21 protein-coding genes and 1 riboswitch are annotated in these 20950 nt (G+C 70.1%); of the genes, 15 read left to right on the top strand and 6 right to left on the bottom strand.

Features of this window, described 5'->3' with window-relative positions:
• Positions 1-37 precede the first annotated feature (37 nt).
• Together ACX80H_RS07865 and ACX80H_RS07860 are read left to right on the top strand one after the other, a co-directional pair.
• Positions 38-1087: an iron-siderophore ABC transporter substrate-binding protein gene (locus ACX80H_RS07865; protein ID WP_459312325.1), complete on the top strand. Its 1050-nt coding sequence runs from the start codon at positions 38-40 to the stop codon at positions 1085-1087.
• Between the two features lie 83 nt (positions 1088-1170).
• Positions 1171-1497: a PRC-barrel domain-containing protein gene (locus ACX80H_RS07860; RefSeq protein WP_459312324.1), complete on the top strand. Its 327-nt coding sequence runs from the start codon at positions 1171-1173 to the stop codon at positions 1495-1497.
• A 93-nt stretch (positions 1498-1590) separates the two neighbouring features.
• On the opposite strand, the gene ACX80H_RS07855 is transcribed toward ACX80H_RS07860, so the two are convergent.
• The gene (locus tag ACX80H_RS07855; protein WP_459312323.1) at positions 1591-1857 is read right to left on the bottom strand and encodes a DUF6480 family protein; all 267 of its coding nucleotides are present in this window, start codon (positions 1855-1857) and stop codon (positions 1591-1593) included.
• Positions 1858-1958: 101 nt separating this feature from the next.
• The gene (locus ACX80H_RS07850; protein WP_459312322.1) at positions 1959-2327 is read right to left on the bottom strand and encodes a hypothetical protein; all 369 of its coding nucleotides are present in this window, start codon (positions 2325-2327) and stop codon (positions 1959-1961) included.
• A 102-nt stretch (positions 2328-2429) separates the two neighbouring features.
• Here ACX80H_RS07850 and ACX80H_RS07845 point away from each other — a divergent pair, with 102 nt between their 5' ends.
• The gene (locus ACX80H_RS07845; RefSeq protein ID WP_459312321.1) at positions 2430-3413 is read left to right on the top strand and encodes a bile acid:sodium symporter family protein; all 984 of its coding nucleotides are present in this window, start codon (positions 2430-2432) and stop codon (positions 3411-3413) included.
• A gap of 12 nt (positions 3414-3425) precedes the next feature.
• On the opposite strand, the gene ACX80H_RS07840 is transcribed toward ACX80H_RS07845, so the two are convergent.
• On the bottom strand, positions 3426-3728 hold the full coding sequence (locus ACX80H_RS07840; RefSeq protein WP_459312319.1) for a hypothetical protein: 303 nt from the start codon (positions 3726-3728) through the stop codon (positions 3426-3428).
• A gap of 187 nt (positions 3729-3915) precedes the next feature.
• Between ACX80H_RS07840 and ACX80H_RS07835 the strand changes: the two genes are divergently transcribed.
• Positions 3916-4509, top strand: coding sequence for a nitroreductase family protein (locus ACX80H_RS07835; RefSeq protein ID WP_459312318.1), 594 nt, complete (start codon positions 3916-3918; stop codon positions 4507-4509).
• Positions 4510-4517: 8 nt separating this feature from the next.
• Here ACX80H_RS07835 and ACX80H_RS07830 read toward each other — a convergent pair whose 3' ends face one another.
• Positions 4518-5888: a dihydrolipoyl dehydrogenase family protein gene (locus tag ACX80H_RS07830; protein WP_459312316.1), complete on the bottom strand. Its 1371-nt coding sequence runs from the start codon at positions 5886-5888 to the stop codon at positions 4518-4520.
• A gap of 214 nt (positions 5889-6102) precedes the next feature.
• On the opposite strand from ACX80H_RS07830, the gene ACX80H_RS07825 reads away from it, so the two are divergent.
• Entirely contained in the window at positions 6103-8157 is a 2055-nt protein-coding gene (locus tag ACX80H_RS07825) for a sensor histidine kinase (protein ID WP_459313386.1), read from the top strand.
• A 54-nt stretch (positions 8158-8211) separates the two neighbouring features.
• Here the strand turns inward: ACX80H_RS07825 and ACX80H_RS07820 are convergent, their stop codons facing one another.
• Complete coding sequence (locus tag ACX80H_RS07820; protein WP_459312314.1) at positions 8212-9303, bottom strand: NAD-dependent epimerase/dehydratase family protein; 1092 nt, start codon at positions 9301-9303, stop codon at positions 8212-8214.
• 154 nt (positions 9304-9457) lie between these two features.
• On the opposite strand from ACX80H_RS07820, the gene ACX80H_RS07815 reads away from it, so the two are divergent.
• The 7 genes from ACX80H_RS07815 to ACX80H_RS07785 all read left to right on the top strand — a co-directional run bounded on the left by ACX80H_RS07815 (position 9458) and on the right by ACX80H_RS07785 (position 16993).
• A complete protein-coding gene (locus ACX80H_RS07815) occupies positions 9458-10549 on the top strand; it encodes a YihY/virulence factor BrkB family protein (protein ID WP_459312313.1) in 1092 nt (363 codons plus the stop codon).
• A 78-nt stretch (positions 10550-10627) separates the two neighbouring features.
• Positions 10628-11638: a glutathione S-transferase family protein gene (locus tag ACX80H_RS07810; RefSeq protein WP_459312312.1), complete on the top strand. Its 1011-nt coding sequence runs from the start codon at positions 10628-10630 to the stop codon at positions 11636-11638.
• Positions 11639-11758: 120 nt separating this feature from the next.
• The gene (locus tag ACX80H_RS07805) at positions 11759-12823 is read left to right on the top strand and encodes a FecCD family ABC transporter permease (protein WP_459312310.1); all 1065 of its coding nucleotides are present in this window, start codon (positions 11759-11761) and stop codon (positions 12821-12823) included.
• Entirely contained in the window at positions 12820-13911 is a 1092-nt protein-coding gene (locus ACX80H_RS07800; RefSeq protein WP_459312308.1) for a FecCD family ABC transporter permease, read from the top strand. The genes ACX80H_RS07805 and ACX80H_RS07800 overlap by 4 nt, the downstream gene beginning before the upstream one ends.
• 2 nt (positions 13912-13913) lie before the next feature.
• The gene (locus tag ACX80H_RS07795) at positions 13914-14831 is read left to right on the top strand and encodes an ABC transporter ATP-binding protein (RefSeq protein ID WP_459312306.1); all 918 of its coding nucleotides are present in this window, start codon (positions 13914-13916) and stop codon (positions 14829-14831) included.
• Positions 14828-15871, top strand: a complete 1044-nt coding sequence (locus ACX80H_RS07790; protein ID WP_459312304.1) for a siderophore-interacting protein — start codon at positions 14828-14830, stop codon at positions 15869-15871. The genes ACX80H_RS07795 and ACX80H_RS07790 overlap by 4 nt, the downstream gene beginning before the upstream one ends.
• A gap of 161 nt (positions 15872-16032) precedes the next feature.
• A riboswitch (cyclic di-AMP (ydaO/yuaA leader) is annotated at positions 16033-16231 on the top strand.
• A gap of 3 nt (positions 16232-16234) precedes the next feature.
• Positions 16235-16993: a M23 family metallopeptidase gene (locus ACX80H_RS07785; protein WP_459312302.1), complete on the top strand. Its 759-nt coding sequence runs from the start codon at positions 16235-16237 to the stop codon at positions 16991-16993.
• 42 nt (positions 16994-17035) lie between these two features.
• Here ACX80H_RS07785 and ACX80H_RS07780 read toward each other — a convergent pair whose 3' ends face one another.
• On the bottom strand, positions 17036-18067 hold the full coding sequence (locus ACX80H_RS07780; RefSeq protein ID WP_459312300.1) for a diacylglycerol/lipid kinase family protein: 1032 nt from the start codon (positions 18065-18067) through the stop codon (positions 17036-17038).
• Between the two features lie 81 nt (positions 18068-18148).
• Here ACX80H_RS07780 and ACX80H_RS07775 point away from each other — a divergent pair, with 81 nt between their 5' ends.
• The 3 genes from ACX80H_RS07775 (at position 18149) to ACX80H_RS07765 (ending at position 20761) form a co-directional block, all read left to right on the top strand.
• Positions 18149-18931, top strand: coding sequence for an SGNH/GDSL hydrolase family protein (locus ACX80H_RS07775; RefSeq protein WP_459312298.1), 783 nt, complete (start codon positions 18149-18151; stop codon positions 18929-18931).
• Positions 18932-19026: 95 nt separating this feature from the next.
• Positions 19027-19596, top strand: a complete 570-nt coding sequence (locus ACX80H_RS07770) for a MarR family winged helix-turn-helix transcriptional regulator (RefSeq protein WP_459312296.1) — start codon at positions 19027-19029, stop codon at positions 19594-19596.
• 22 nt (positions 19597-19618) lie between these two features.
• The gene (locus ACX80H_RS07765) at positions 19619-20761 is read left to right on the top strand and encodes a glucose-1-phosphate adenylyltransferase family protein (protein ID WP_459312294.1); all 1143 of its coding nucleotides are present in this window, start codon (positions 19619-19621) and stop codon (positions 20759-20761) included.
• Positions 20762-20950 lie beyond the last annotated feature (189 nt).

Genomic DNA, 20950 nt, shown 5'->3' with positions numbered 1-20950 from the left:
CCAGGCCTCCACGAGGCCGTAGAAGTCAAGGAGCTTCATGGCCCCCTCCCGCCTGCGCGGCCTGATCGCCGCTGCCGCCGTCGCCGTCCTGTCCCTCTCCGCCTGTTCAACCGGCCCGGCCGACAGCGGAACCGCGGCCACCGGCGGCAGCAGCGCATCCGCCGACTCCTTCCCCGTCACGATCGAGCACGCCTTCGGCGAGACCACCCTCACCGAGAAGCCCGAGCGCGTGGCGACGGTGTCCTGGGTCAACGCCGATGTGTCCCTCGCCCTCGGTGTCGTACCCGTCGGCATGCCCGCCGACTCCTACGGCGGCAACGAGAACCAGTCGACGCCGTGGAAGGACACCAAGCTCGAGGAGCTGGATGCGGCCATCGGGACGGAAAACGCCCCCGTGCAGTACTCCGAGGCCGACGGCATCGCCTTCGACGACATCGCGGCCACGAACCCCGACGTCATCCTCGCTGCGTACTCCGGACTGTCACAGGAGGACTACGACACCCTGAGCAAGATCGCGCCCGTCGTCGCCTACCCTGAAGTGGCCTACGGCACCGCGTGGCAGGACTCCACGCGCATCATCGGGAAGGCGCTCGGCCTGTCGGGGGACGCCGAGCAGCTGGTGGCGGAGACGGAGCAGGCCATCGCGGACGCTGCCGCCGAGTACCCGCAGCTCGCGGGCAAGACCTTCATCTACGGCAACCTCGAGCCCGGCAGCGCGGACGGTGTCAGCGTCTACACGGCGAACGACAACCGTCCCCGATTCCTGACCGAGCTCGGGATGGTGCAGGCCGACGTCGTCACCGAGAACACCAAGGATTCCGAGGAGTTCTTCATCCCGTGGTCCGCGGAGCGCGCCAATGAGCTGGACTCGGACATCTTCGTCACGTGGGTCGCCGACGAGGCCACCAAGGAGGCCATCGCGGGCGATCCGCTCCTCGGCCAGATCCCCGCCGTGGAGAATGGCGCACTGGTCGCCGACAGTGACAACACCCTGACGCTCTCCATCTCCGCTGCCAACCCGCTGAGCCTGGTCTGGGCGCTGGACCGCTTCCTGCCGATGCTCGGCGAGGCCGCGGACAAGGCCTGATTCCACCCGCTGATTGCCCTCCGGCTGCATCTGGGCTGGAATGGACGATGAACCGACTCTTGTTCCGATGAAAGGGAATTCCAATGGCTCAGGCGGAAATCAACAAGCTCCAGGCTGCGACGGCGTGGGACAGCAGCGGCAAGAAGCTCGGTGACGTAAACCAGGTGCACCTCGAGAAGGAGTCGGGCATCCCGGCCTGGGTCACGGTGTCCCTGGGACTGCTGAATTCACGCAAGCACTACGTGCCCCTGGCCAACTCGCACTTCGAGGGCGACGCCCTCCATCTCGCGTGGACGAAGGACCAGATCGCCGACGCGCCGAGTGCCCGCAGCGACATCGAACTCTCGGCGGAGGAGGAATCGGCGCTGATCGACTACTACCGGCTCCGCGACGGCGCCGAGGCGCCCTAGGCCGAACACGAAAGCCCCCGTCCGCTCCAGCGGACGGGGGCTTTCGCGCAGTACCGGGTTCGTGCGGTGCCGGGTTCGTGCAGTGCGGGAGACCTAGAAGAGGTTGACGATTCCCACGATGTAGCCGACGAAGTAGAGCAGTGCCAGCAGTACCACGATCCCGATGATGGTGACCCAGAGTGCCTGGCGGCCCTTCGAGGTCTTCTCCTCGTCCGCATGTCCCTGCTGTTGCCAGGCCGTGCTGGACTCTGCGGGCGGCGTCTCGCCCGGCGGCACGCCGCCACCGGGTTCGAGGCCGGTGATGTGGCTCTCCAGCGGGTCGGGATTTCCTGCGTTCGACGGGTCCGGGCGTTCACTCATGCTGTCCTCCGCGTGGTTGGTCGGGCCGTTCCCCTCACCCTACCCCGCAGAAACTAAGGCCGCTTAGTGATGCCGGGGCTATCCCGCGCGCCGCGTCGGTGTTACTGGCCCAGTCCCGCAGTGCTGCCGCCTGTCGGATCGAACCGCTGGCCGGAGGCGCTGTGCGGATCGTCGTCGCCCGATTCGTCGCCGTCCGCGCTGTCCCCTGCTGGAGGCGCCGGCGGGGTGGGCGTCGCAGTGTCCTGCTCGCGGGGGGTCCAGGACATCGTGATGTTCACGCCGTCCTCCGTGTCCTCCACGAAGAGATGGAGGTCTTCGCCGACCAGCGCCTCGTGATGCACCGGGTCGCCGGCTTCCCGTGCCATGTCCGTGAGCCGGCAGATGGCAACCGCCATGGCACGCCCCCAATCGTGCGGGTGCTTGCTCGTCGACTCCTCGGTGGCGGTGAATTTCCTGTCGGTCGTCGCCATCGTCCTACCTCCCGTTGGTGAGGAACCAAGTACCCTTGCCTTCCGGGTGACAGACACTGTAGCAGTGCGTTACACGGGGCAGCACGTGATATTCGGTTAACAATGAGCATCGATACGCCCCAGCCCCAGGCCGCAGAAGAGCGCAGCGCGAGGATCGCGGTGACACTGTTCCCGCTGCTCATCCTTGCCGGCGGACTCGTGGCAGTCCTGACGCCCGGCACCTTCACGGGACTCGGGCCGCTGATCAATCCGCTCCTCGGAGTCATCATGTTCGGCATGGGCCTGACGCTCACGCCGGTGGACTTCGCGCTGATCGGTAAGCGCCCCATCCCCGTGGTGATCGGCGTCGTGGCCCAGTTCGTCATCATGCCGCTGCTCGGCTGGGGCGTCGCGACGGTACTCGGGCTTCCACCGGCGCTCGCGGCCGGGGTGATCCTCGTCGGATGCTGCCCCGGCGGAACGGCGTCCAACGTGGTGTCCTACCTCGCCCGTGGCGATGTGGCCCTGTCCGTCGCCATGACCTCGGTGTCCACGATCCTCGCCCCCGTCCTGACGCCGCTGCTCACGCTCTGGCTGGCCGGCCAGTACATGCCGGTGGACGCGGCGGCGATCGGCCTGTCGATCCTGCAGATCGTGCTGCTCCCGGTCGTCGTCGGGCTCGCCGTCCGGTACTTCCTGCCCCGTCTCGTCGAACGGCTGCTTCCCGCGCTCCCCTGGATCTCGGTGGCGGCGATCACCGTCGTCGTGATCGCCGTGGTGTCCGGCAGTGCGGCGATCATCTTCTCGGCGGGGTTGCTGGTGTTTGCCGCCGTGATCCTGCACAACGGACTCGGCTACCTGCTGGGGTACGGTGCGGCCCGGCTGTTCGGCCTGCCCACGTCGGCGAGGCGGACGACGGCGATCGAGGTGGGCATGCAGAACTCCGGTCTTGCCGCAGGTCTCGCACGGACGTACCTGACTCCCGAGGCTGCGCTGCCGGGCGCGATCTTCTCGGTGTGGCACAACGTGTCGGGTGCGGCGATGGCTGCCTACTGGCGTCGCCGCGACGCACGGGTGCGCGTTCCCGAGGTCGCCGGCCGGCGCTGAGCTCCTGCCGCGTCAGGGGGCGCCGTCAGCTCCGCCGACGCCGAGCAGTCGCCACTCGTCGCGCCGGGCGTCGAAGCGGATCCTGAATTCCAGGACGGGGGAGGCCGGCCCGGTCTGTGCGGTGAACAGCCAGGCGGGCGGCGGAGCGGTCCGGGCGCGTGCCAGGGGCTCCGGGACGGGCTCGCCGACGACCTGCCAGATGGTGCCGCGCCACCGCAACGCGAGGGGCCTGGCCGCCGGCGTGAAGCGGACCGCTGCCGGCTCGTCGAGTGCCCGCAGTGCATCGTCGCCTGCGCCAACCGCCTGTGCTGCCATGCCCGGTGTCCTTCGGTCCGTCTCCTGCGTACCGACCAAGAATAGAACATGTATTCGATTGTCGGGTTCCTCGGGCGCGGCCCCTGCCGATCGGGGGCGGAATGTCGCGCGGGGCTCCGTTGTTGTCCGGGACGAGGCTCAACGGTGTGCCGTCCCGGATACATATGGATCAAGCACAGGAGCTCGCATGACACTCGGTTCTGCCATCACCACCCGCACCGCGGACACCCGCGTTCCTCTCCTGCCCGAGCTGGCCGAGCGCTGGAGCCCGCGGTCCTTCGACCCGCAGGCGACCATCTCGGAGGACCAGCTGGATGCGCTGCTCGAAGCGGCGCGCTGGGCGCCGTCGGCGAGCAACAACCAGCCCCGCCGGTTCATCGTCGCCCGGCGCGGGACCTCCGTCTTCGACACGATCGTCTCGGCCCTCGTGGGATTCAACGCCGCCTGGGCACACCACGCCTCGGCCCTGATCGTGGGAATCGCCGAGACCTCCTCCGTCGAGGGCGATGTGCGGCCCTACGCGGAGTACGACCTCGGGCAGGCCGTGGCACACCTGAGCGTCCAGGCGGAGGCGGAGGGCCTCGTGACCCACCAGATGGCGGGGGTCGAGTGGGACAGGATCGTCGCCGCGTTCGACCTGCCCGACAACATGAAGCCCATGACCATCACGGCGGTCGGCACGGTCGACGAGCCGGACAAGCTTCCCGAGGCCCTCGCCGAGCGCGAGACCGCACCCCGCACGCGTCTTCCGCTGGAGGAACTGGTGCTCGTCCGCAGCTAGGGCGGCACCTAACGGTGCAGGGCCGACCTCGCCGCATGCCCGATGACCGCACTGTACGTGGGGTAGGCGAACTTCACGCGGGCGAGCGTCGCGAGGTCGGTACCGGCTGCCATGGCTGACGCCACGGCGGTGATCACCTCGACGGCGTTCTCGCCGACGGCGTGCGCGCCGAGGATCAGCTCGCGGCGCCGGTCGACGACCAGCTTGAGGAAGCCCTGCTCGCGATCGTCGATGATCGGCCGTTCGACGACGGCGTACGGGACCGTGACGGCGTGGCACTCCGCGTCCCGCTCCCTCGCCTTCTCCTCGGTGAGCCCCACACCGGCGTAGTCCGGGTCGGTGAAGCCGCCCTCGGGCAGGAGATGGTGCGGAGTGGTGCGCGTGGCACCCAGCACGGCGTTCTCGGCTGCGGTCTCGCCCTCGAAGACGGCCGCCTGGACCAGCATGCTGCTCCCGTTGGCGTCGCCGGCCACGAAGATGTGCGGGACGTTGGAGCGCAGGTACTCGTCCACCGGGATGAAGGAGCGCGCAGCCTGCACCCCGGCCGCGTCGAGGCCGAGCCCTGCGAGGTTCGCCGGCCACCCGGCCGCCATGAGAACCGCATCCACCGGCCGGGACTGCGCCTCGCCGTCACGCCTCCAGGTGAGCGTGAGGCCGTCCGCTTCCTTCCGGATGCTGTCGATACCGCCGATCCCGGTCTCCACCTGGACGCCCTTGCCCCTGAAGCTCGCGGTGACGGACGCCGCGACGTCCTCGTCCTCCGTCATCAGGATCCGGGGTGCGAGGTCGAGCAGGAGGACGTCCGAGCCCATCGCATCGAAGATGGTGGTCAGCTGCGCACCGGTGTGCCCGCCACCGATGATGGCCACCGAGCCGGGCAGGCTCTCCAGCGTCAGCACTTCGTGGGGCAGTACGGCGTGCTCGGCCCCGTCGATGGGCAGGCGCCGGCCGCTGCCGCCGATGCAGAGGATGATCGACGCGGCCGTGACCTCCCGCCCACCCACGGAGATGCTGTGCGCCCCGGTGAGTTCGGCGTCGCCCTCGATCAGTTCGATGTCCAGGCGCTCCATGGTGGGCCCGTACCCTTTGGCCTCGAGGACCCGCGCGACGGTGGAGCGCACCCGCTGCACCGTCCGGTCCCAGTCGACGCTGGGCTCGGCCACGACGATTCCGTAGTCGTAGGCCGTGCGGACCTCGCGGAACAGGCGCGCCGTCTTCGCGAGTACGCGCGTGGGGACACATCCCGAGTTCACGCAGGTGCCGCCGAGTGCCGAACGCTCGACGACGGCGGTGCGCGCTCCGAGTTCCGCCGCACGTGTGGCAGCCGCCATGCCGGCCGGGCCACCACCGATGACGAGGACGTCGAACAGGTAGTCCATGGGAAGCTCCTTCAATCCGTCCGGGTGTCTTCTGCCATCCTCCACGCCTATGGCAGGGGCCACAACGTCCGGCGCCCAGCCCAGCGGGGGAGCACACGGAGGAAGGTACCAGCAAGTAAGCTGAGCGTCGGTGGCCGATTCCGGCCCCGCGCCCGGTTCTGGTCCGACCGCGGCAGGAATTTTCTGAACAGGTAGTGGAATGGGCGTGGGGCGGATGCAGGCGGTCGCGGGGAGACTGGCAGCGTTGTCTCCGGCGACCCTCCACATCCTGTTCGCACTGATGCTCGCCATGGCCGCCGCCTTCGGACGCCACAGCACCCTCGAGTCCTCGGGCCTCGCCCTCGTATGGCCCGCGGCGGGCATCAACTTCCTCTGGGGGGTGTGGGCGTCCCGGTCCCGGCGCGACCTCACGATTGCGCTGGTCGCCACCGTTCCCGTCCTCGCCGCGGTCAACCTCTCGACCGGCCTCAGTGTCGCCCTTGCGCTGGCAGTGGCCCTGGCAAGCGTGGCGCAGACCGCTGTCGCCGCCTATTTCTTCCGGCGGATGGTCCCTGCCCTGCGCGTGCAGAGTGTGGGGGAGTACCTCCGTCTGGGTGTCATCGCCCTCGGCGCCTGTTCGGTCGGCGCGCTGTTCATCGTCGGCGGCGTCGCCGTGGAAGGTTCGGTGGAGCCGTTCTCCGCCTTCATCCCGTGGCTGGTCCGCCACGCGGTGTCCCTGACCGCGATCGGCTCCCTCGGGATCGTGGCGGCTTCGAGCATCAGAGGCCGCGCGAAGGGCGGTCCCCGCCCGCCCCTCACCGTCGCGCAACGTGCCGAGTACGCACTCCTGGTCCTGGCCTCCGTGATCCTCTACGTCGCCACGTTCGGGGCGAGCGTCACCCTGCCGATCGCCTACACGACCATCCCCGCCCACATGTGGGCAGGTCTCCGGCTCCGGTCCGGATGGGCCATGCTGCATGGCCTCGCGTGCGGCGCGTTCCTGGTCTTCTTCACCCTTGCGGGTCGCGGGCCCTTCCAGGACCTCGATCCCGATGTCGCCGCCTACGTGGCGCAGTCCTTCATGTTCATCGCGTTCTCGCTGTCCGCCGTCCTGGCACTCAGCATGGACGAGCGGCGCCGCCTCATCGACCGCCTCTACAGCGCCAACGAGGAGGCGAGGGCCGCGGCGGACCTCCGTGACCTCGTGATCGGCAGGATGAACGACGGCGTCCTCGTCGCGGGGCCGGACAAGCGGCTGATCTTCCAGAACGCGGCGAGCGAACGCTGGCTGGGCGCGGGGACCGCCCGACCCGGTGAGGTATGGCGGCGGGACTACGAGATCACGACCCCCAGCGGAGGGCGAATCGCCGAGGCGGACAATCCCCTGACCCGCGCACTGGAGGGGACGGTGACGGAGCGGATGGACGTCGACCTCACGCACGGCTCCGGAGAGGTCATGCACCTGTCCGTCGACGCGATGCCCCTGCCCGGTGAGCGCGGCGCGGTCGTGGTGATGCACAACGTCACCGAGGAGCGTGCGTACCAGCGCGACCTCGGGCGCTTCGCGTCCGTCGTTGCGCACGACCTCCTGACGCCGCTCACGGTCTTCGACGGCTGGCTCGAGATGCTCGAGGATCCGGACCTGCCGCCGGCCGAGCGGCAGGCCAGCATCGAGCGCCTGCAGCAGGCGAGCGTCCGCATGCGCAACCTCATCCGCAACCTCCTCGCCTACAGCCTCGCCAAGGAGGAGAAGCTCACGGCCTCCCGCGTCGACGTGGCCTGCGCGGTCGAGGGCATCATCGACCTGCGGGCGGCGCTCCCGGGCACGCAGCTTCCCGCCGTCCGGTTCGACGTGAACGCGACGCTCCCCGTCTACGCCGACGAGCGCCTCTTCCTGCAGCTCATGGAGAACCTCGTGGGCAATGCCATGAAGTACGGGCGGACCGACGGCACGGGGCGGGTCAGCGTCGAGACATCGGCCGACGCAGCCACCGGCAGGACCCTCGTCCGGGTGCGCGACAACGGCATCGGCATCCCCGAGGGCGATCTCGAGCGCGTCTTCGAGGAGTTCCACCGCTCGGAGAACGGGCTCGGCCAGGCGACGGGGACGGGCCTCGGCCTCGCCATCTGCCGCCGCATCGCCGAGAGCCACGGCGGCTGGATCAGGGTCCGCAACGTGGAGGAGGGCGGCGCCGAATTCACCGTCAGCCTGCCGGGGGCGCCGGATCAGCTGCCCGAGGGCATCCCGCTGGTCGACGCGGACGAGTCCCCCCGGGTCCCGGCGCCGTAGCCTGCCCTCCGCTTCCCGGCCGGCCGTCGGAGGCCTCCCGGCTGCTGCAGGGCGTCAGGCCTCGTCCTTGGCCCGGCGCGGGTACATCTTGGGGGAGCCGCCATGGCCCGTGCCGCTGCGCATCCCGGCCAGGATCTCGGCCATCGCCTCCCGCGAGGAGTGCTGTGCCTCCCACCCCAGCTCCGTCCGGGCCCTGGTGGTGTCCATGACGGGGCTCTGCGCCGCCATGTCGATCCAGCCCGGGTCGGTGCGCTGGATGCCCAGCCCCCAGCTCGCGCCGACGAGCCGGCGCAGCACCCGGACGGGGAAGTCCATCACGCGGCGCGCGCCCAGCAGGTCGGCGACGCGCTCCGGCGTGAGCTCGGGCTCGGCGGCGATGTTGAATGCCCCGGACGCGCGGCGCGCGACCACGCGCCAGTACGCCTCGGCGACGTCCTCGGCGTGCACCGCCTGGAAGACGAAGACCTTCGGGATGGGCAGGAGCGGCAGCGGCAGGCCGCCGAGCAGGACCTTCGGGACGAGCGGGCCCAGGAAGTAGCGGCCCACCTCGCTGCCCGCCTGCTCCTGGAAGATCAGCCCCGGGCGCAGGCGTGCCACGGGGATCTCGGGGTGGTCCCGCTCGAAGCCGTCCAGCAGGCGTTCCTGCTCGGCCTTGTGGCGGCTGTAGTGGGAGGACCGGATGCCGCCGGTGGGCCAGGACTCGTCCTTGCGGGTGTCCTTGTCCGAGGGGGAGTAGGCGCCGACCGAGGACGCGCAGACGAAATGGCGCACGCCGGCGGCCGCGGCCGCCTGGAGGGCGTTGGCCGTGCCAGTCACATTGGTCCGGTACATCGCCGCCTCGTCCCGGTTCGGCTGGATGGCCCATGCGAGGTGCACGACGGCGTCGGCCCCGGCGAGCGCGAGCGTCAGGGCGTCCCGGCCCTCGTCCGTCCCGACGTCGATGGCGTGCCAGTCCACGCCGGCGTACGGTTCCTGCGAGGTGTCAGGGACGGTGCGGGCGATCGCGGTGATCGAGATGCCGTCCGTGTCCCCCGCCGTGTCGTAGCCGGATCGCTGGATGGCCTCCCGGTCGCGGGCAGCAAGCTGGAGGCGGGAGAGGACTGCCGTGCCCACGTTTCCGGTGGCGCCGATGACTGCGATGCGCATGCTCTACTCCTGGGCGTGGTGGTTCGGGGACACGGGGGCGGTCCGATCGGAACTGGACTACTAAGTAAGCTTATGGTGCAGTGGAAGCAACCGTATAGCCGTATAGCCGTGAAAACGCCCGACACCGATTCAAGGGCCCGATTGGGAGGTATCCGTGAGCAGTAACAGCAAGGTGCGCAGCGACCCGCAGAGTGAGACGGGCAAGAAGGCGCAGACTGCACCCGACCCCAATGATCCCCGCAAGCCCGACGATCCGAGCGACGTCAAGAAGCCGGCCTGGAAGTACGTCTTCAAGCGGTCGCTCAACGAGTTCGGCAAGGACCAGTGCACCGACCTGGCCGCCGCGTTGACCTACTATGCGGTGCTCGCGATCTTCCCGGGCATCCTCGCCCTGCTCTCCCTGCTCGGACTGTTCGGGCAGGCCCAGGCCACCACGAACCAGGTCCTGGAGATCGTCGGCCAGTTCGCCCCGGCCGACGCCGTGAAGACGATCAAGCCCACCATCGAGGACCTCGCCTCCAACCAGGCGGCCGGCCTGACCTTCGTGATCGGCCTCCTCGGCGCCATCTGGTCGGCGTCCGGCTATGTCAACGCCTTCTCCCGCGCTATGAACCGGGTGTACGAGGTCGAGGAGGGCCGCGGGTTCTTCAAGCTGCGCCCCCAGATGCTCCTCATCACCGTCGTCGTGCTCGTGCTGATCGTGATCATGGGCCTCATGCTCGTCCTGTCGGGTCCGGTTGCCGAAGCGGTGGGGAACACCATCGGTCTCGGTGGAACCGCGCTCACCATCTGGAACATCGCGAAGTGGCCGGTCGTCGTGTTCTTCGCGGTCCTCATGATCGCGGTGCTCTACTACGGTTCCCCGAACGTCAAGCAGCCCAAGTTCCGCTGGATGAGCCTGGGTGGTTTCATCGCCCTGATCGTCCTCGCGATCACCACGGCGGCGTTCTCCCTCTACGTCGCGAACTTCGGCAGCTACGACAAGACCTACGGTGCGATCGCCGGCGTGATCGTCCTGCTCCTCTGGATCTGGCTCGCCAACCTCTCGCTCCTGTTCGGCGTCGAGTTCGACGCCGAGATGGAGCGTGCGCGGGAACTCCAGGCCGGTATCGAGGCCGAGGACAGCATCCAGCTGCCGCCGCGCGACACCAAGGCCGCAGAGAAGAAGCACGAGAAGCGCCGCAAGCTCGTCAACGAGGGACGCGAGCTGCGCGAGAAGTACGGCCGGGAGGCCGCCGGACGGTAGGCAGCACCCCGACGCACAGGAGGCCCGGACGTGTCAACGGCCGGGCCTCCTGCATGTCCACGGTCCTAGACTGGCGGTATGTCCGACACCCAGCAGGCTGACACGTCCGAGCACAGCACCAGGGGGGCCTATGTGACCTCCGGGGAGGAATTCACCCGCGACACCCAGTACATCGAGACGAGGATCACGCGCGACGGCGCTGACGGCTACCCGGTCGAGGCCGGGCGCTACCGGCTCATCGCCGCCCGGGCCTGCCCCTGGGCCAACCGCGCCATCATCGTCCGGCGGCTCCTCGGACTCGAGGACGCCATCTCCCTCGGCACGCCCGGGCCTACGCACGACAGCCGGTCCTGGACCTTCGACCTCGACCCGGGCGGACGTGACCCGGTGCTCGGCATAGAGCGGCTGCAGGAGGCGTTCTTCAAGCGCGACCCCGGCTACTCACGCGGCATCACGGTACCGGCGATCGTGGACACCACCACGGGTGCGGTGGTGACGAACAACTTCCCGCAGATCACGCTCGACTTCTCCAGCGAGTGGAAGGACTTCCACCGCGAGGGTGCGCCGGACCTGTACCCGGAGGACCTCCGCGGGGAGATCGACACCGTCAACAGGCGGGTCTTCACCGAGGTGAACAACGGCGTGTACCGCTGCGGTTTCGCGGGCTCCCAGAAGGCGTACGACGCCGCCTACGACCGGCTGTTCACGGCCCTCGACTGGCTCGAGGACCGCCTGTCCACCCAGCGGTTCCTCGTCGGGGACACCATCACGGAGGCCGACGTCCGGCTGTTCACGACGCTGGTCCGCTTCGACCCCGTCTACCACGGCCACTTCAAGTGCAACAGGAACAAGCTCACCGAGATGCCCGCCCTCTGGGGGTATGCCCGGGACCTGTTCCAGACCCCCGGGTTCGGCGACACGATCGACTTCGAGCAGATCAAGAAGCACTACTACATCGTCCACGAGGACATCAATCCGACCGGGATCGTGCCCAAGGGTCCGGACCTCGCTGGGTGGACCACCGCGCACGGCCGGGAGTCCCTCGGCGGGCGGCCCTTCGGGGACGGGACGCCGCCCGCCGCGGCGTAGGGCCGCCCCGGCGCCCGCCGCGGCCCGGGAGTGGGGCATTAGGGAACAAACTCGTTTCTTAATGGCACGGAGCGTAGGCTAGCCTTACTTCAGACCGATCGTCCGTCTGAGGGAGGCTCCATGGCAGTCCGGGCCTCCTCCCTGCGCCCCGCTCCCGTCGGGGATCCCCGCCCCGCCGTCCGCCGGTCCTCGACCCGGCGGACCCTGGCGAAGCTCCTCATCGCGGTGGTCGTCCTCGTCGCATGCTGCCTCGCCTCGCTCACCATCGGGGCCCGTTCCGTGGGCCTCCCGACGATGATCGACGCCGTCACGACCTTCGATCCCTCGAACGGCGACCAGGCCGTCGTGCTCTCCCGCGTCCCCCGGACCGTCGTCGGCCTGCTCGTCGGCGCGGCGCTGGCGACCGCCGGTGCCGCCCTGCAGGGCATCGCCCGGAACCCGCTGGCGGACCCCGGCATCCTCGGCCTCAACGCCGGGGCCTCGCTCGCGGTCGTCGTCGGCATCTACGTCTTCGGGCTCAGCAGTGCCTCCGGCTACATCTGGTTCGCCTTCGCCGGCGCGGGCGCCGCGGCGCTCGCCGTCTACGCCGTGGCGAGCCTCGGGCGGGAGGGCGCGACGCCGGTGAAGCTCGCCCTCGCCGGCGCCGCGCTGGCGGCGGGACTCGCGAGCCTCACGAACGCCGTCCTCGTCTCGAGCCAGGAGACCCTGGACGCCTTCCGTTTCTGGCAGGTCGGCACACTGTCCGGCCGGGGGTGGGACGTCATCGCCGCCGTGGCCCCGTTCCTCCTCGTAGGACTCGTGCTGCCCCTCGGAACGGGCAAGGTCCTCAACAGCCTGGCGCTGGGTGACGACGTCGCGCGCGGCCTCGGCCAGAACGTGAACCTGGCGCGCGGCGTCACGGCCTTGGGCGTCGTGGTCCTGTGTGGCGCGGCAACGGCCGCTGCCGGACCGGTCGCCTTCGTCGGACTCGTGATCCCGCACATGGTGCGGCTCGCCGTCGGACCGGACTACCGCTGGATCCTGCCGTTCTCCGCGCTCCTCGGACCCGTGCTGCTGCTCGGGGCCGACATCCTGGGACGGGTCATCCTGCCGCCGGGCGAGGTGCAGGTGGGCATCATGACGGCCGTGGTCGGCGCCCCCTTCTTCATCTGGCTCGTGCGCCGGCGCAGGATGGCGCAGCTATGAGCACCTCGCTCCACCGCAGCCCCGGCGCCCCGCTCCCTCCTCCGGCCGCTCCTACGGCCCCGCCCCCGGCCGCCCGGCTCGCGTTCGTCCGCGCGCGCCGCCGACGCAGCAGGGGCGTCCGCATCGGTGCCGCCGCGGGCGTCGTCGTCGTGCTGTTCGCGGTCACCGTCCTGCTCGGCTCCTACACCGTGACCATCCCCGACTTCTTCCGGATCCTCGGCGGTGCCGACATCCCCGGGGCCAGCTTCATCGTCCTCGAGAACAAGCTGCCACGCGCCGTGATCGGCGTCCTGGTCGGTCTGGCCTTCGGCGTCGCCGGCGCGGTCTTCCAGACGATGCTGCGGAACCCGCTGGCCAGCCCGGACATCATCGGCATCAGCTACGGGGCGAGCGCCTCCGCCGTCACGGCCATCGTCCTCTTCGGGGCTGCGGGCGCCGCGGTGTCCATCTCGGCGCTCGCCGGAGCGATGGTGATCGCCGCGGCGATCTACCTCATCGCGCGCCGCGGGGGAGTGGCCGGCTACCGGCTCATCCTCGTCGGCATCGGGTGCGCGGCGCTGATGCACGCGCTGGTGAGCTTCCTCCTCACCCGCACCGATCTCCGCACGGCGACCGAAGCGCTGCTCTGGCTCACCGGCTCGCTCAATGCGAGCAACTGGGACCGCGCCACCGTGCTGGTTGCCGCCCTCACGGTTCTCCTGCCCGCCGCGGCCGTCCTCTCGCGCAGCCTGCAGGGCCTGGAACTGGGCGACGACGCCGCAGCCGGTCTCGGGGTACGCGTCGAGGCGTCGCGGCTGGGACTGATGTCCACCGCCGTCGCCCTCGCGGCGGTCGCCACCGCCGCGGCCGGGCCGATCGCCTCCATCGCCTTCCTGTCCGGGCCCATCGCCCGCCGGCTGCTCGGCAACCGGCCGTCACTGACGATGGCGGGCCTCGTGGGTGCCGTCATCGTCCTCGGGGCGGACTTCCTCGCCGCGAACCTCATTCCCGGGACGTCGCTGCCCGTCGGCGTCGTCACCGGCGCGCTCGGTGCGCCGTTCCTGCTGTGGCTGCTCGCCACGGCGAACCGATCAGGCCAGGGAGGCTGAGAATGGCTCCGCGCCAGGACCCCGGACCGACGGACACACTGTCCGCCGAGGAACTCACACTCGCGTACGACGAGCTCACCGTCGTCGACGCTCTCTCCGTCGACCTGCCGCCCGGCCGGGTGACGGTCATCGTCGGCGCGAACGCGTGCGGCAAGTCGACGCTGCTGCGCGGGCTCGCACGGCTGCTCAAGCCAGCCGGGGGCACCGTGGTGCTCAACGGATCGGACATCCAGGGGCAGTCCACGAAGGCCGTCGCACGCGTCCTCGGACTTCTCCCGCAGACGCCGGTCGCTCCGGACGGCATCAGCGTCGCGGACCTCGTCGGTCGGGGCCGGTACCCCCACCAGGGCTGGTTCCGCCAGTGGACCCCCGAGGACGACGACGCCGTGGCGAGCGCCCTCCAGGCCACCGACACGCTCGCCCTCGCCGACCGCACCGTGGACGAGCTGAGCGGCGGGCAGCGCCAGCGCGTGTGGATCGCCATGGCCCTCGCGCAGCAGACGGGGATCCTGCTGCTCGACGAGCCCACCACCTTCCTCGACGTCACGCACCAGATTGAGGTCCTCGACCTCATCACCGACCTCAACCGGCGCTCTGGCACCACCGTCGTCATGGTGCTGCACGATCTCAACCTGGCCGCGCGCTACGCCGACCACCTGATCGCCATGCGGGACGGCCGGATCGTGGCCGAGGGGCCGCCGGCCGCCGTCGTCACCCAGGAGACGGTGTCAGGCGTGTTCGACCTGGAGTGCCGGGTCGTCGAGGATCCCGTGTCCGGCACACCCATGGTGGTTCCCATTGGCAGGTACCACGGCCCGTCCCCCGTCCGCGCCCGGACGTCCCCCGCCGGCGAGCAGGCCCGGGGCTACCGACCCAATCCCCAGGACACCGTTCCCGCCCACGTGGAGGCAGCATCATGACCGAAGTGACCCAGCGCAGCGCCCGGCGGACCGCCGCCGACACCGAACCGATGGTGCTGGCGTTTGACGTCGTGGTCACGGCCGTGCAGGACCTCAGTCCCACCTTCCGACGTATCACCTTCGGCGGTGCGTGCCTCGAGGCGTTCGGGGTGGCCGGGGACAGCCTCGACCTCCGGATCAAGATCGTCATCCCGTCGGCCGGCCGGGAGTGCCCCGACCTTCCAGGTCTGATGGAGCGCGGGAACTGGTACCAGCTGTGGCTCGGCATGGAGGCGGAGGAGCGCGGGTTCATGCGCACCTACACCGTGCGCACCGCGCGCCGCCGGGGCCCGCGGACGGAGATCGACGTCGACTTCGTCCTGCACCTCGACGACGACGGCCGCGGCGGCCCGGCGGCGGAATGGGCAGCGGCGGCCCGGCCCGGCGACCGGGTCTGCATGATCGGTCCCAACGCATCGGCGGCGCAGTGCAGGACCGCGGGCGCCTACGGCGGGATCGAATGGAGCCCCGGCCTCGCCCAGCACGTCCTGCTCGCCGGTGATGAGACCGCCGTGCCGGCCATCAGCGCCATCCTGGAGGCACTTCCCAAGGACATCAGCGGCTCCGCGTTCCTGGAGGTGCCGGACGTGGAGGACATCCAGCCGATCGAGACACGGTCGGCGGTGACCATCACCTGGCTGACGCGGGCAGGGAAGCCGCACGGCGAGCTGCTGGAGGCAGCCGTCCGGGACGCGGTGCGCGTGCCGGGCTGGGTGTCGCTCTCGGCTCCGGCCGATGTCGGGGGCGGAGACGAACCCGAGGACGTGGACATCGACAGGACCATCCTCTGGGAGACCCCGCAGCTGCTCGATGCGGCCGTCGTGCAGTCGACGGTCAACCCCGGACGACTTTCCGGCACCCAGCCCTTCTACGCATGGATCGCCGGGGAGGCTGCCGTCGTGCGCGGGCTCCGGCGCTACCTGGTGCGGGACGTGGGCGTGGACCGGAAGCAGGTCGCCTTCATGGGCTACTGGCGCAAGGGGCGCGCGGAACTGGCCTGACGCAGCCGTTCCGAACCGCTTCCCGCACCCCTTAGGTGCCGGGCGACCTCTATCACATTTATCCCCAGAAGCGATAACGAAATTGTAACTTCGCGTGCTCTGACCTACTGTTTTAAGTAGTCAAAGCTGGATTACACATCCAGGTCCGTACGCCTAACCCTGTCAGCGGACCGCCTGAACACACTGTGACAGGGGTGGAGGACCCACGTTCCGGCGGCCTGAGCCGCCTCGGGGTGAAGCCCTTCCATGCTACTTCGGCCATTCCCGCGGCATTCCCGCGGTAGAGGGTCGCGCAGAGGGGCCGAGTCAACTCTTGCTCGAATCCGACAGCTAACTTCGCCGGCGTTCCAGAGAGGTAAGCACTTGATCCATACCGCCATGCCCGAACACCGTCGCGCGTCCGACGATCACGCCCCGCAGAGGGCCTCGCAGCCGACGCGCCGCGACCTCCGGCACGAAAGGGCCGACGGTACGACGCCGCTCGCACGACTGCGCGGAAACGCCGCCACGGCCGGCATCGTCCTCGCCTCGGCGGGACTGCTGCTCGGTGCCGTCGCGCCCTCGGCGACGACGGCCGCCCCTGCAGCAGGCGCCCAGGCCGTCACGGCTGCCGCCGAGGCGCCCGTGACCTTCACCCTCGAGGGAGCCGGCAGGGTCGTGGAGGGCGTCGCGCCGGGTATCGCGAGTGCCCGGGCCCTCTCCGCGTCACTCACTCCTGCACTCAGGGACCGCAAGGCCTTCGAGTCCCCGGTGGACAACCCGGTCGAGGCCTCCGCCTTCGGCTACCGCGTCAACCCGCTGAGTGGGGCTGCCGATGAGCTCCACGAGGGCCTGGACTATGCCGGCGCCTGCGGGACGCCGGTCAAGGCCGCGGATGCCGGCACCGTCGTCGACTCCGGCTGGCATGCCTACGGCGGGGGCCAGCGCATCGTGGTCGACCACGGCGGAGGGCTGGACACCACGTACAACCACCTGAGCGCCATCGACGTGCCGGCCGGCACCAAGGTGAAGCGCGGGGACGTCCTCGGGGCCGTCGGCAGCACGGGGAACTCCACCGGCTGCCACCTCCACTTCGAGGTGATGATCGACGACAAGAAGGTCGACCCGAAGCCCTGGCTGTAGCCCGGCCGGTCCTGGCCCGCCGGTGAACCGCCAGGTGGACTGCTAGGGCAGCGGCTCGCTGACGACGGCGGGGTCCTTGTACCCCAGCGGCATCCGCAGGCGCAGCGAATTCGGCTTCACCTCGAAGGCCATGTGCGTGGCCTTGCCGAGAGGATCGCCGTCGAGCTGCACCTCCAGCGGTTCGTGCAGGGTGACCTCGGCGGTGCGGCACTGGAAGTACTCCAGTGACGGGTCCTTGCCCTTGCCGCGGGTGAAGAGCTTCCCGGCGACGGCCAGCCAGCCGAGCTTCCCCCGGGGCGCCAGGGTCATGAGGTCCATCAGGCCGTCGTCGATCTTCGCACCCGGGAAGATCTCGAGGCCGCCCATGATCTTGCCGCAGTTGCCGCCCATCACGCTGCGCAGGCGGCGCTCGAAGGACCTGCCGCCGTCCACCGAGATGGTGGTGCGCGCCGGCCTGCCCGGGAGGTTGCGGATCCCGGCGTCGACGTAGGCCAGCCAGCCGACCTTGTCCTTCAGGTCGTCGCGCGTGTCCGACATGATGGCGGCGTCGTACCCGATGCCCGCCATGACCAGGAACACGTGCGCGTCCTGCGCGCGGTCCACCGTCACGTGCACGACGTCGATGGTGCGCTCGGTCCCGCGGAAGGCGGCCTCGACGGCGGCATCGGGATCGTCGACGGCGATATCGAGGTTGCGGGCGAGCAGGTTGCCGGTACCCAGCGGGACGAGGGCCATCATGGTGCCGGTCCCCGCGAGCTCCTCGGCCACGCAGCGCACCGTGCCGTCCCCGCCCGCCGCGATCACGAGGTCCACTCCGGCGTCGAGGGCCTCCCGCGCCTGGCCGTGCCCGGGGTCGTCCTCGGTGGTCTCGATGACCAGGGGCTCCTCCCAGCCGTCCTCGGCGGAGATGCGCTGGACAGCGCCCTGCACGTCGACGGTGGTGACCTTGGTGGGGTTGATGATGAGCGCGGCACGCCGGCCGCGCGATCCAATGCCCGGAACCGTGTCCTGGGCCGGTTTCGTCACGGTGTCGGTGACCGGGTCCGGAGTCGCTTCGGGAGATGCGTCGGGCATGATGTCCTTCGTGCGGGTGTCAACGGATGGCTCCGTCGAGCTTATCCCGGGAGCCGTCGGTGCCGAGGGTAATCTTTGACGGTGACCTTTCCCCAGCGATACGTGGCCCTTGGCGATTCCTTCACCGAAGGGGTGGGTGACTGGGACCCGGCGTCCCCCAACGGCGTCCGCGGCTGGGCCGACCGTGTGGCCGAGCAGCTCATCCTTGCCGACCCGTCCTGGGGGTACGCGAACCTCGCGATCCGCGGCAAGAAGATGCGCCAGATCCTCGACGAGCAGGTCGACGCCGCCCTGGCGCTCGAACCGACGCTCGTCACCCTCTACGCCGGCGCCAACGACATCCTGCGTCCCCGGATCGACATCGACCGGCTGATGTCCCACTACGACGACGGCATCGGCAGGCTCCGTGACGCGGGAGCCGACGTCGTGCTCTTCACCGGCTTCGACACCTCGGGCTCCGCCGTCTTCGGCAGGACCCGCGGGCGCACCGCCGTGTACAACGAGTGGGTGCGCGAGATCGCCGACAGGCGCGAAGCCACCATCGTCGACTACTGGCGCCTGCGCGAGTTCCAGGACTGGAGGTACTGGGACGTCGACCGGATGCACATGTCCACGGCGGGACACACGCTCATGGCCGCCCGGGTCCTGGAGGCCATGAAGGCCTCACATGCCATCGACCTGCCGGAGCTCGATGCGCGCCCTGCCCTACGGCGGATGGAACAGCTGCGGGCGGACGCGCAGTGGGCGCGCGAGTACGTCACGCCGTGGGTCGGCAGGCGCCTGCGCGGAGTCTCCTCCGGAGATGCCCTGACGGCGAAGTACCCGGCCCCGGTCCACCCGCACCGCGCATCCGCTCGCGCCTGAGGCCTGCGCGAGTACGGTTCCCGCCCCATCTGCAACCCGTCCGGGGCGCCGGAGGCGCTCCACGGGCAGGGGAGGGCGTATGCCAGAATGAGCGGATGGCGGCGCAATGGCTCACACCCGACGAGCGGCGGGCATGGCTGGCTCTCTACGCGCTGACGTCCCTGCTCCCGGCATCCCTCGACGCCCAGCTGTTCCGTGAGGCCCGGATCACCCTGTTCGACTACCACGTGCTGGCGATGCTCTCCGAGTCGGAAGGGACGCGTCTGCCCATGAGCGAACTCGCCGCCCGCTCGGCGGCGTCGCTCTCACGCCTGAGCCACGTGGTGAAGAAGCTGGAGGCCCGGGGCTGGGTCACGAGGCTCCCCTCCGACTCCGATGGGCGCGTGACCACGGCCTCGCTCACCCCCGCAGGGCTCGAGACTCTGACCGAACTCGCCGTGTCCCACGTCTCGCAGGTCCGCTCCATGGTGTTCGATGCTCTGGACGGACAGGACGTCGCGGACCTGGAGAGGGTGGGCCGCAAGATCCTCCGGGGAATGGACGGCGCCCACTGGATCCTGTCCGACGGCGAGACGGCGGCCGAGGCCGCCGTTCTGGACGGCGCATCCTCCTCCATCCCCGGGGGACCGGCCCCCGACCATGAGGCACTCACCACCGGGCAGTGACCCGGCAGGACAAGGACGGCAGATGGACCAGCGCGCACAGTTCGGGCGCCAGCCCCGCATCCTCGCGATCGTGCTGGCGGGTGGAGCCGGAGGGCGCCTCGGCGCCCTGACCCACCACCGGGCGAAACCGGCCATGCCGCTGGCCGGCAGCTTCAGGCTGATCGACGTCTCCCTGTCCAACCTGCACCACAGCGGGATCTTCGATGTGTGGATCATGGAGCAGTACCAGCCCAAGACCATCAACGACCACCTCCGCAACGGCCGGCCCTGGGACCTCGACCGCACGCGCGGCGGGCTGCTGGTGCTGCCTCCCTTCAGCGGCCGCGAGGGGGAGGGCTTCGCCGAGGGGAACGCCGACGGCCTGCTCCGCCAGGCAGCCTTCATCCGCGACTTCGCGCCGGACCTGGTCCTGGTGCTCAGCTCCGACCACCTGTACCGCCTGGACTACCGCGACGTCGTCGACACCCACCTCCGCACGGGAGCGGACCTGACCATGGTCACGGTCGACTTCGACGGCGACGCCTCCAACCACGGCGTCGTCGCGGTCGACGACGACGGCAGGGTGACAGGCTTCGCCTACAAGCCCGAGGAGCCGCAGACGAGGATCGTCGCGGCGGAGGTCTTCCTCTACACGGCAACGACGCTCCTCGATGCGCTCGTCCACCTGCAGGACGACAGGGACGGGCTCGGGGACTACGGCCACCACCTCGTTCCGCACCTCGTCGAGCGGGGATCGGTCGTCGAGCACAGGCTCGAGGGGTACTGGCGGGACCTCGGCACGCCGGCCAATTACCTCCGCGCCCACCTCGACCTGCTGGACGGAATGGGCCTGGACCTCGCCGACCCGGACTGGCCCATCCTCACCGAGCCCCCGCAGGTGGTTCCGGCCTTCGTCGGGGACGGCGCCGTCGTGGCCGATTCCCTCCTGGCCCCCGGCGCCGCGGTGTACGGAACCGTCCGCAGGAGCGTGATCGGCTCCGGGGCCACGGTCGAGGCCGGCGCCGTCGTCGAGGACTCCGTCCTGCTGAACCGGGTCCGCCTGAGGGAGGGCGCGCACGTGAGGAACGCGATCGTCGATTCGGGCGCCGAGGTCTCCGGGGAGCGGGTGGGCGCCGGACCGGACGCGCCCGCGGTCGTCGACCGGGACGGGCGGCGCACCGACTGACCCGGTTTGGTCGAGCCGGATCCTGTCGGTAGTATGGTAAGGCGTTTGGCTGTGGCCGATGCCGACCCGTTCCAGGACGGGCCGGGATTTGCCCAGCTACCCGTGACTACCTAGAATTTCAGGCTGTGCCGGCCGTAAGGCCGCGCCCGCCTAATCTTCACCGTCTTCCCCGCGGCGAGGCACTTCGGC

Source organism: Arthrobacter pasteuri (assembly GCF_054510955.1).
This window is presented reverse-complemented; position numbering and strand designations above follow the sequence as displayed.

Bases quoted from the DNA above. Each gene is read 5' to 3' on its own strand.
- ACX80H_RS07865 (WP_459312325.1), top strand. From the start codon at position 38: ATGGCCCCCTCCCGCCTGCGCGGCCTGATCGCCGCTGCCGCCGTCGCC.
- ACX80H_RS07860 (WP_459312324.1), top strand. From the start codon at position 1,171: ATGGCTCAGGCGGAAATCAACAAGCTCCAGGCTGCGACGGCGTGGGAC.
- ACX80H_RS07855 (WP_459312323.1), bottom strand. From the start codon at position 1,857: ATGAGTGAACGCCCGGACCCGTCGAACGCAGGAAATCCCGACCCGCTG.
- ACX80H_RS07850 (WP_459312322.1), bottom strand. From the start codon at position 2,327: ATGGCGACGACCGACAGGAAATTCACCGCCACCGAGGAGTCGACGAGC.
- ACX80H_RS07845 (WP_459312321.1), top strand. From the start codon at position 2,430: ATGAGCATCGATACGCCCCAGCCCCAGGCCGCAGAAGAGCGCAGCGCG.
- ACX80H_RS07840 (WP_459312319.1), bottom strand. From the start codon at position 3,728: ATGGCAGCACAGGCGGTTGGCGCAGGCGACGATGCACTGCGGGCACTC.
- ACX80H_RS07835 (WP_459312318.1), top strand. From the start codon at position 3,916: ATGACACTCGGTTCTGCCATCACCACCCGCACCGCGGACACCCGCGTT.
- ACX80H_RS07830 (WP_459312316.1), bottom strand. From the start codon at position 5,888: ATGGACTACCTGTTCGACGTCCTCGTCATCGGTGGTGGCCCGGCCGGC.
- ACX80H_RS07825 (WP_459313386.1), top strand. From the start codon at position 6,103: ATGCAGGCGGTCGCGGGGAGACTGGCAGCGTTGTCTCCGGCGACCCTC.
- ACX80H_RS07820 (WP_459312314.1), bottom strand. From the start codon at position 9,303: ATGCGCATCGCAGTCATCGGCGCCACCGGAAACGTGGGCACGGCAGTC.
- ACX80H_RS07810 (WP_459312312.1), top strand. From the start codon at position 10,628: ATGTCCGACACCCAGCAGGCTGACACGTCCGAGCACAGCACCAGGGGG.
- ACX80H_RS07805 (WP_459312310.1), top strand. From the start codon at position 11,759: ATGGCAGTCCGGGCCTCCTCCCTGCGCCCCGCTCCCGTCGGGGATCCC.
- ACX80H_RS07800 (WP_459312308.1), top strand. From the start codon at position 12,820: ATGAGCACCTCGCTCCACCGCAGCCCCGGCGCCCCGCTCCCTCCTCCG.
- ACX80H_RS07795 (WP_459312306.1), top strand. From the start codon at position 13,914: ATGGCTCCGCGCCAGGACCCCGGACCGACGGACACACTGTCCGCCGAG.
- ACX80H_RS07790 (WP_459312304.1), top strand. From the start codon at position 14,828: ATGACCGAAGTGACCCAGCGCAGCGCCCGGCGGACCGCCGCCGACACC.
- ACX80H_RS07780 (WP_459312300.1), bottom strand. From the start codon at position 18,067: ATGCCCGACGCATCTCCCGAAGCGACTCCGGACCCGGTCACCGACACC.
- ACX80H_RS07770 (WP_459312296.1), top strand. From the start codon at position 19,027: ATGGCGGCGCAATGGCTCACACCCGACGAGCGGCGGGCATGGCTGGCT.
- ACX80H_RS07765 (WP_459312294.1), top strand. From the start codon at position 19,619: ATGGACCAGCGCGCACAGTTCGGGCGCCAGCCCCGCATCCTCGCGATC.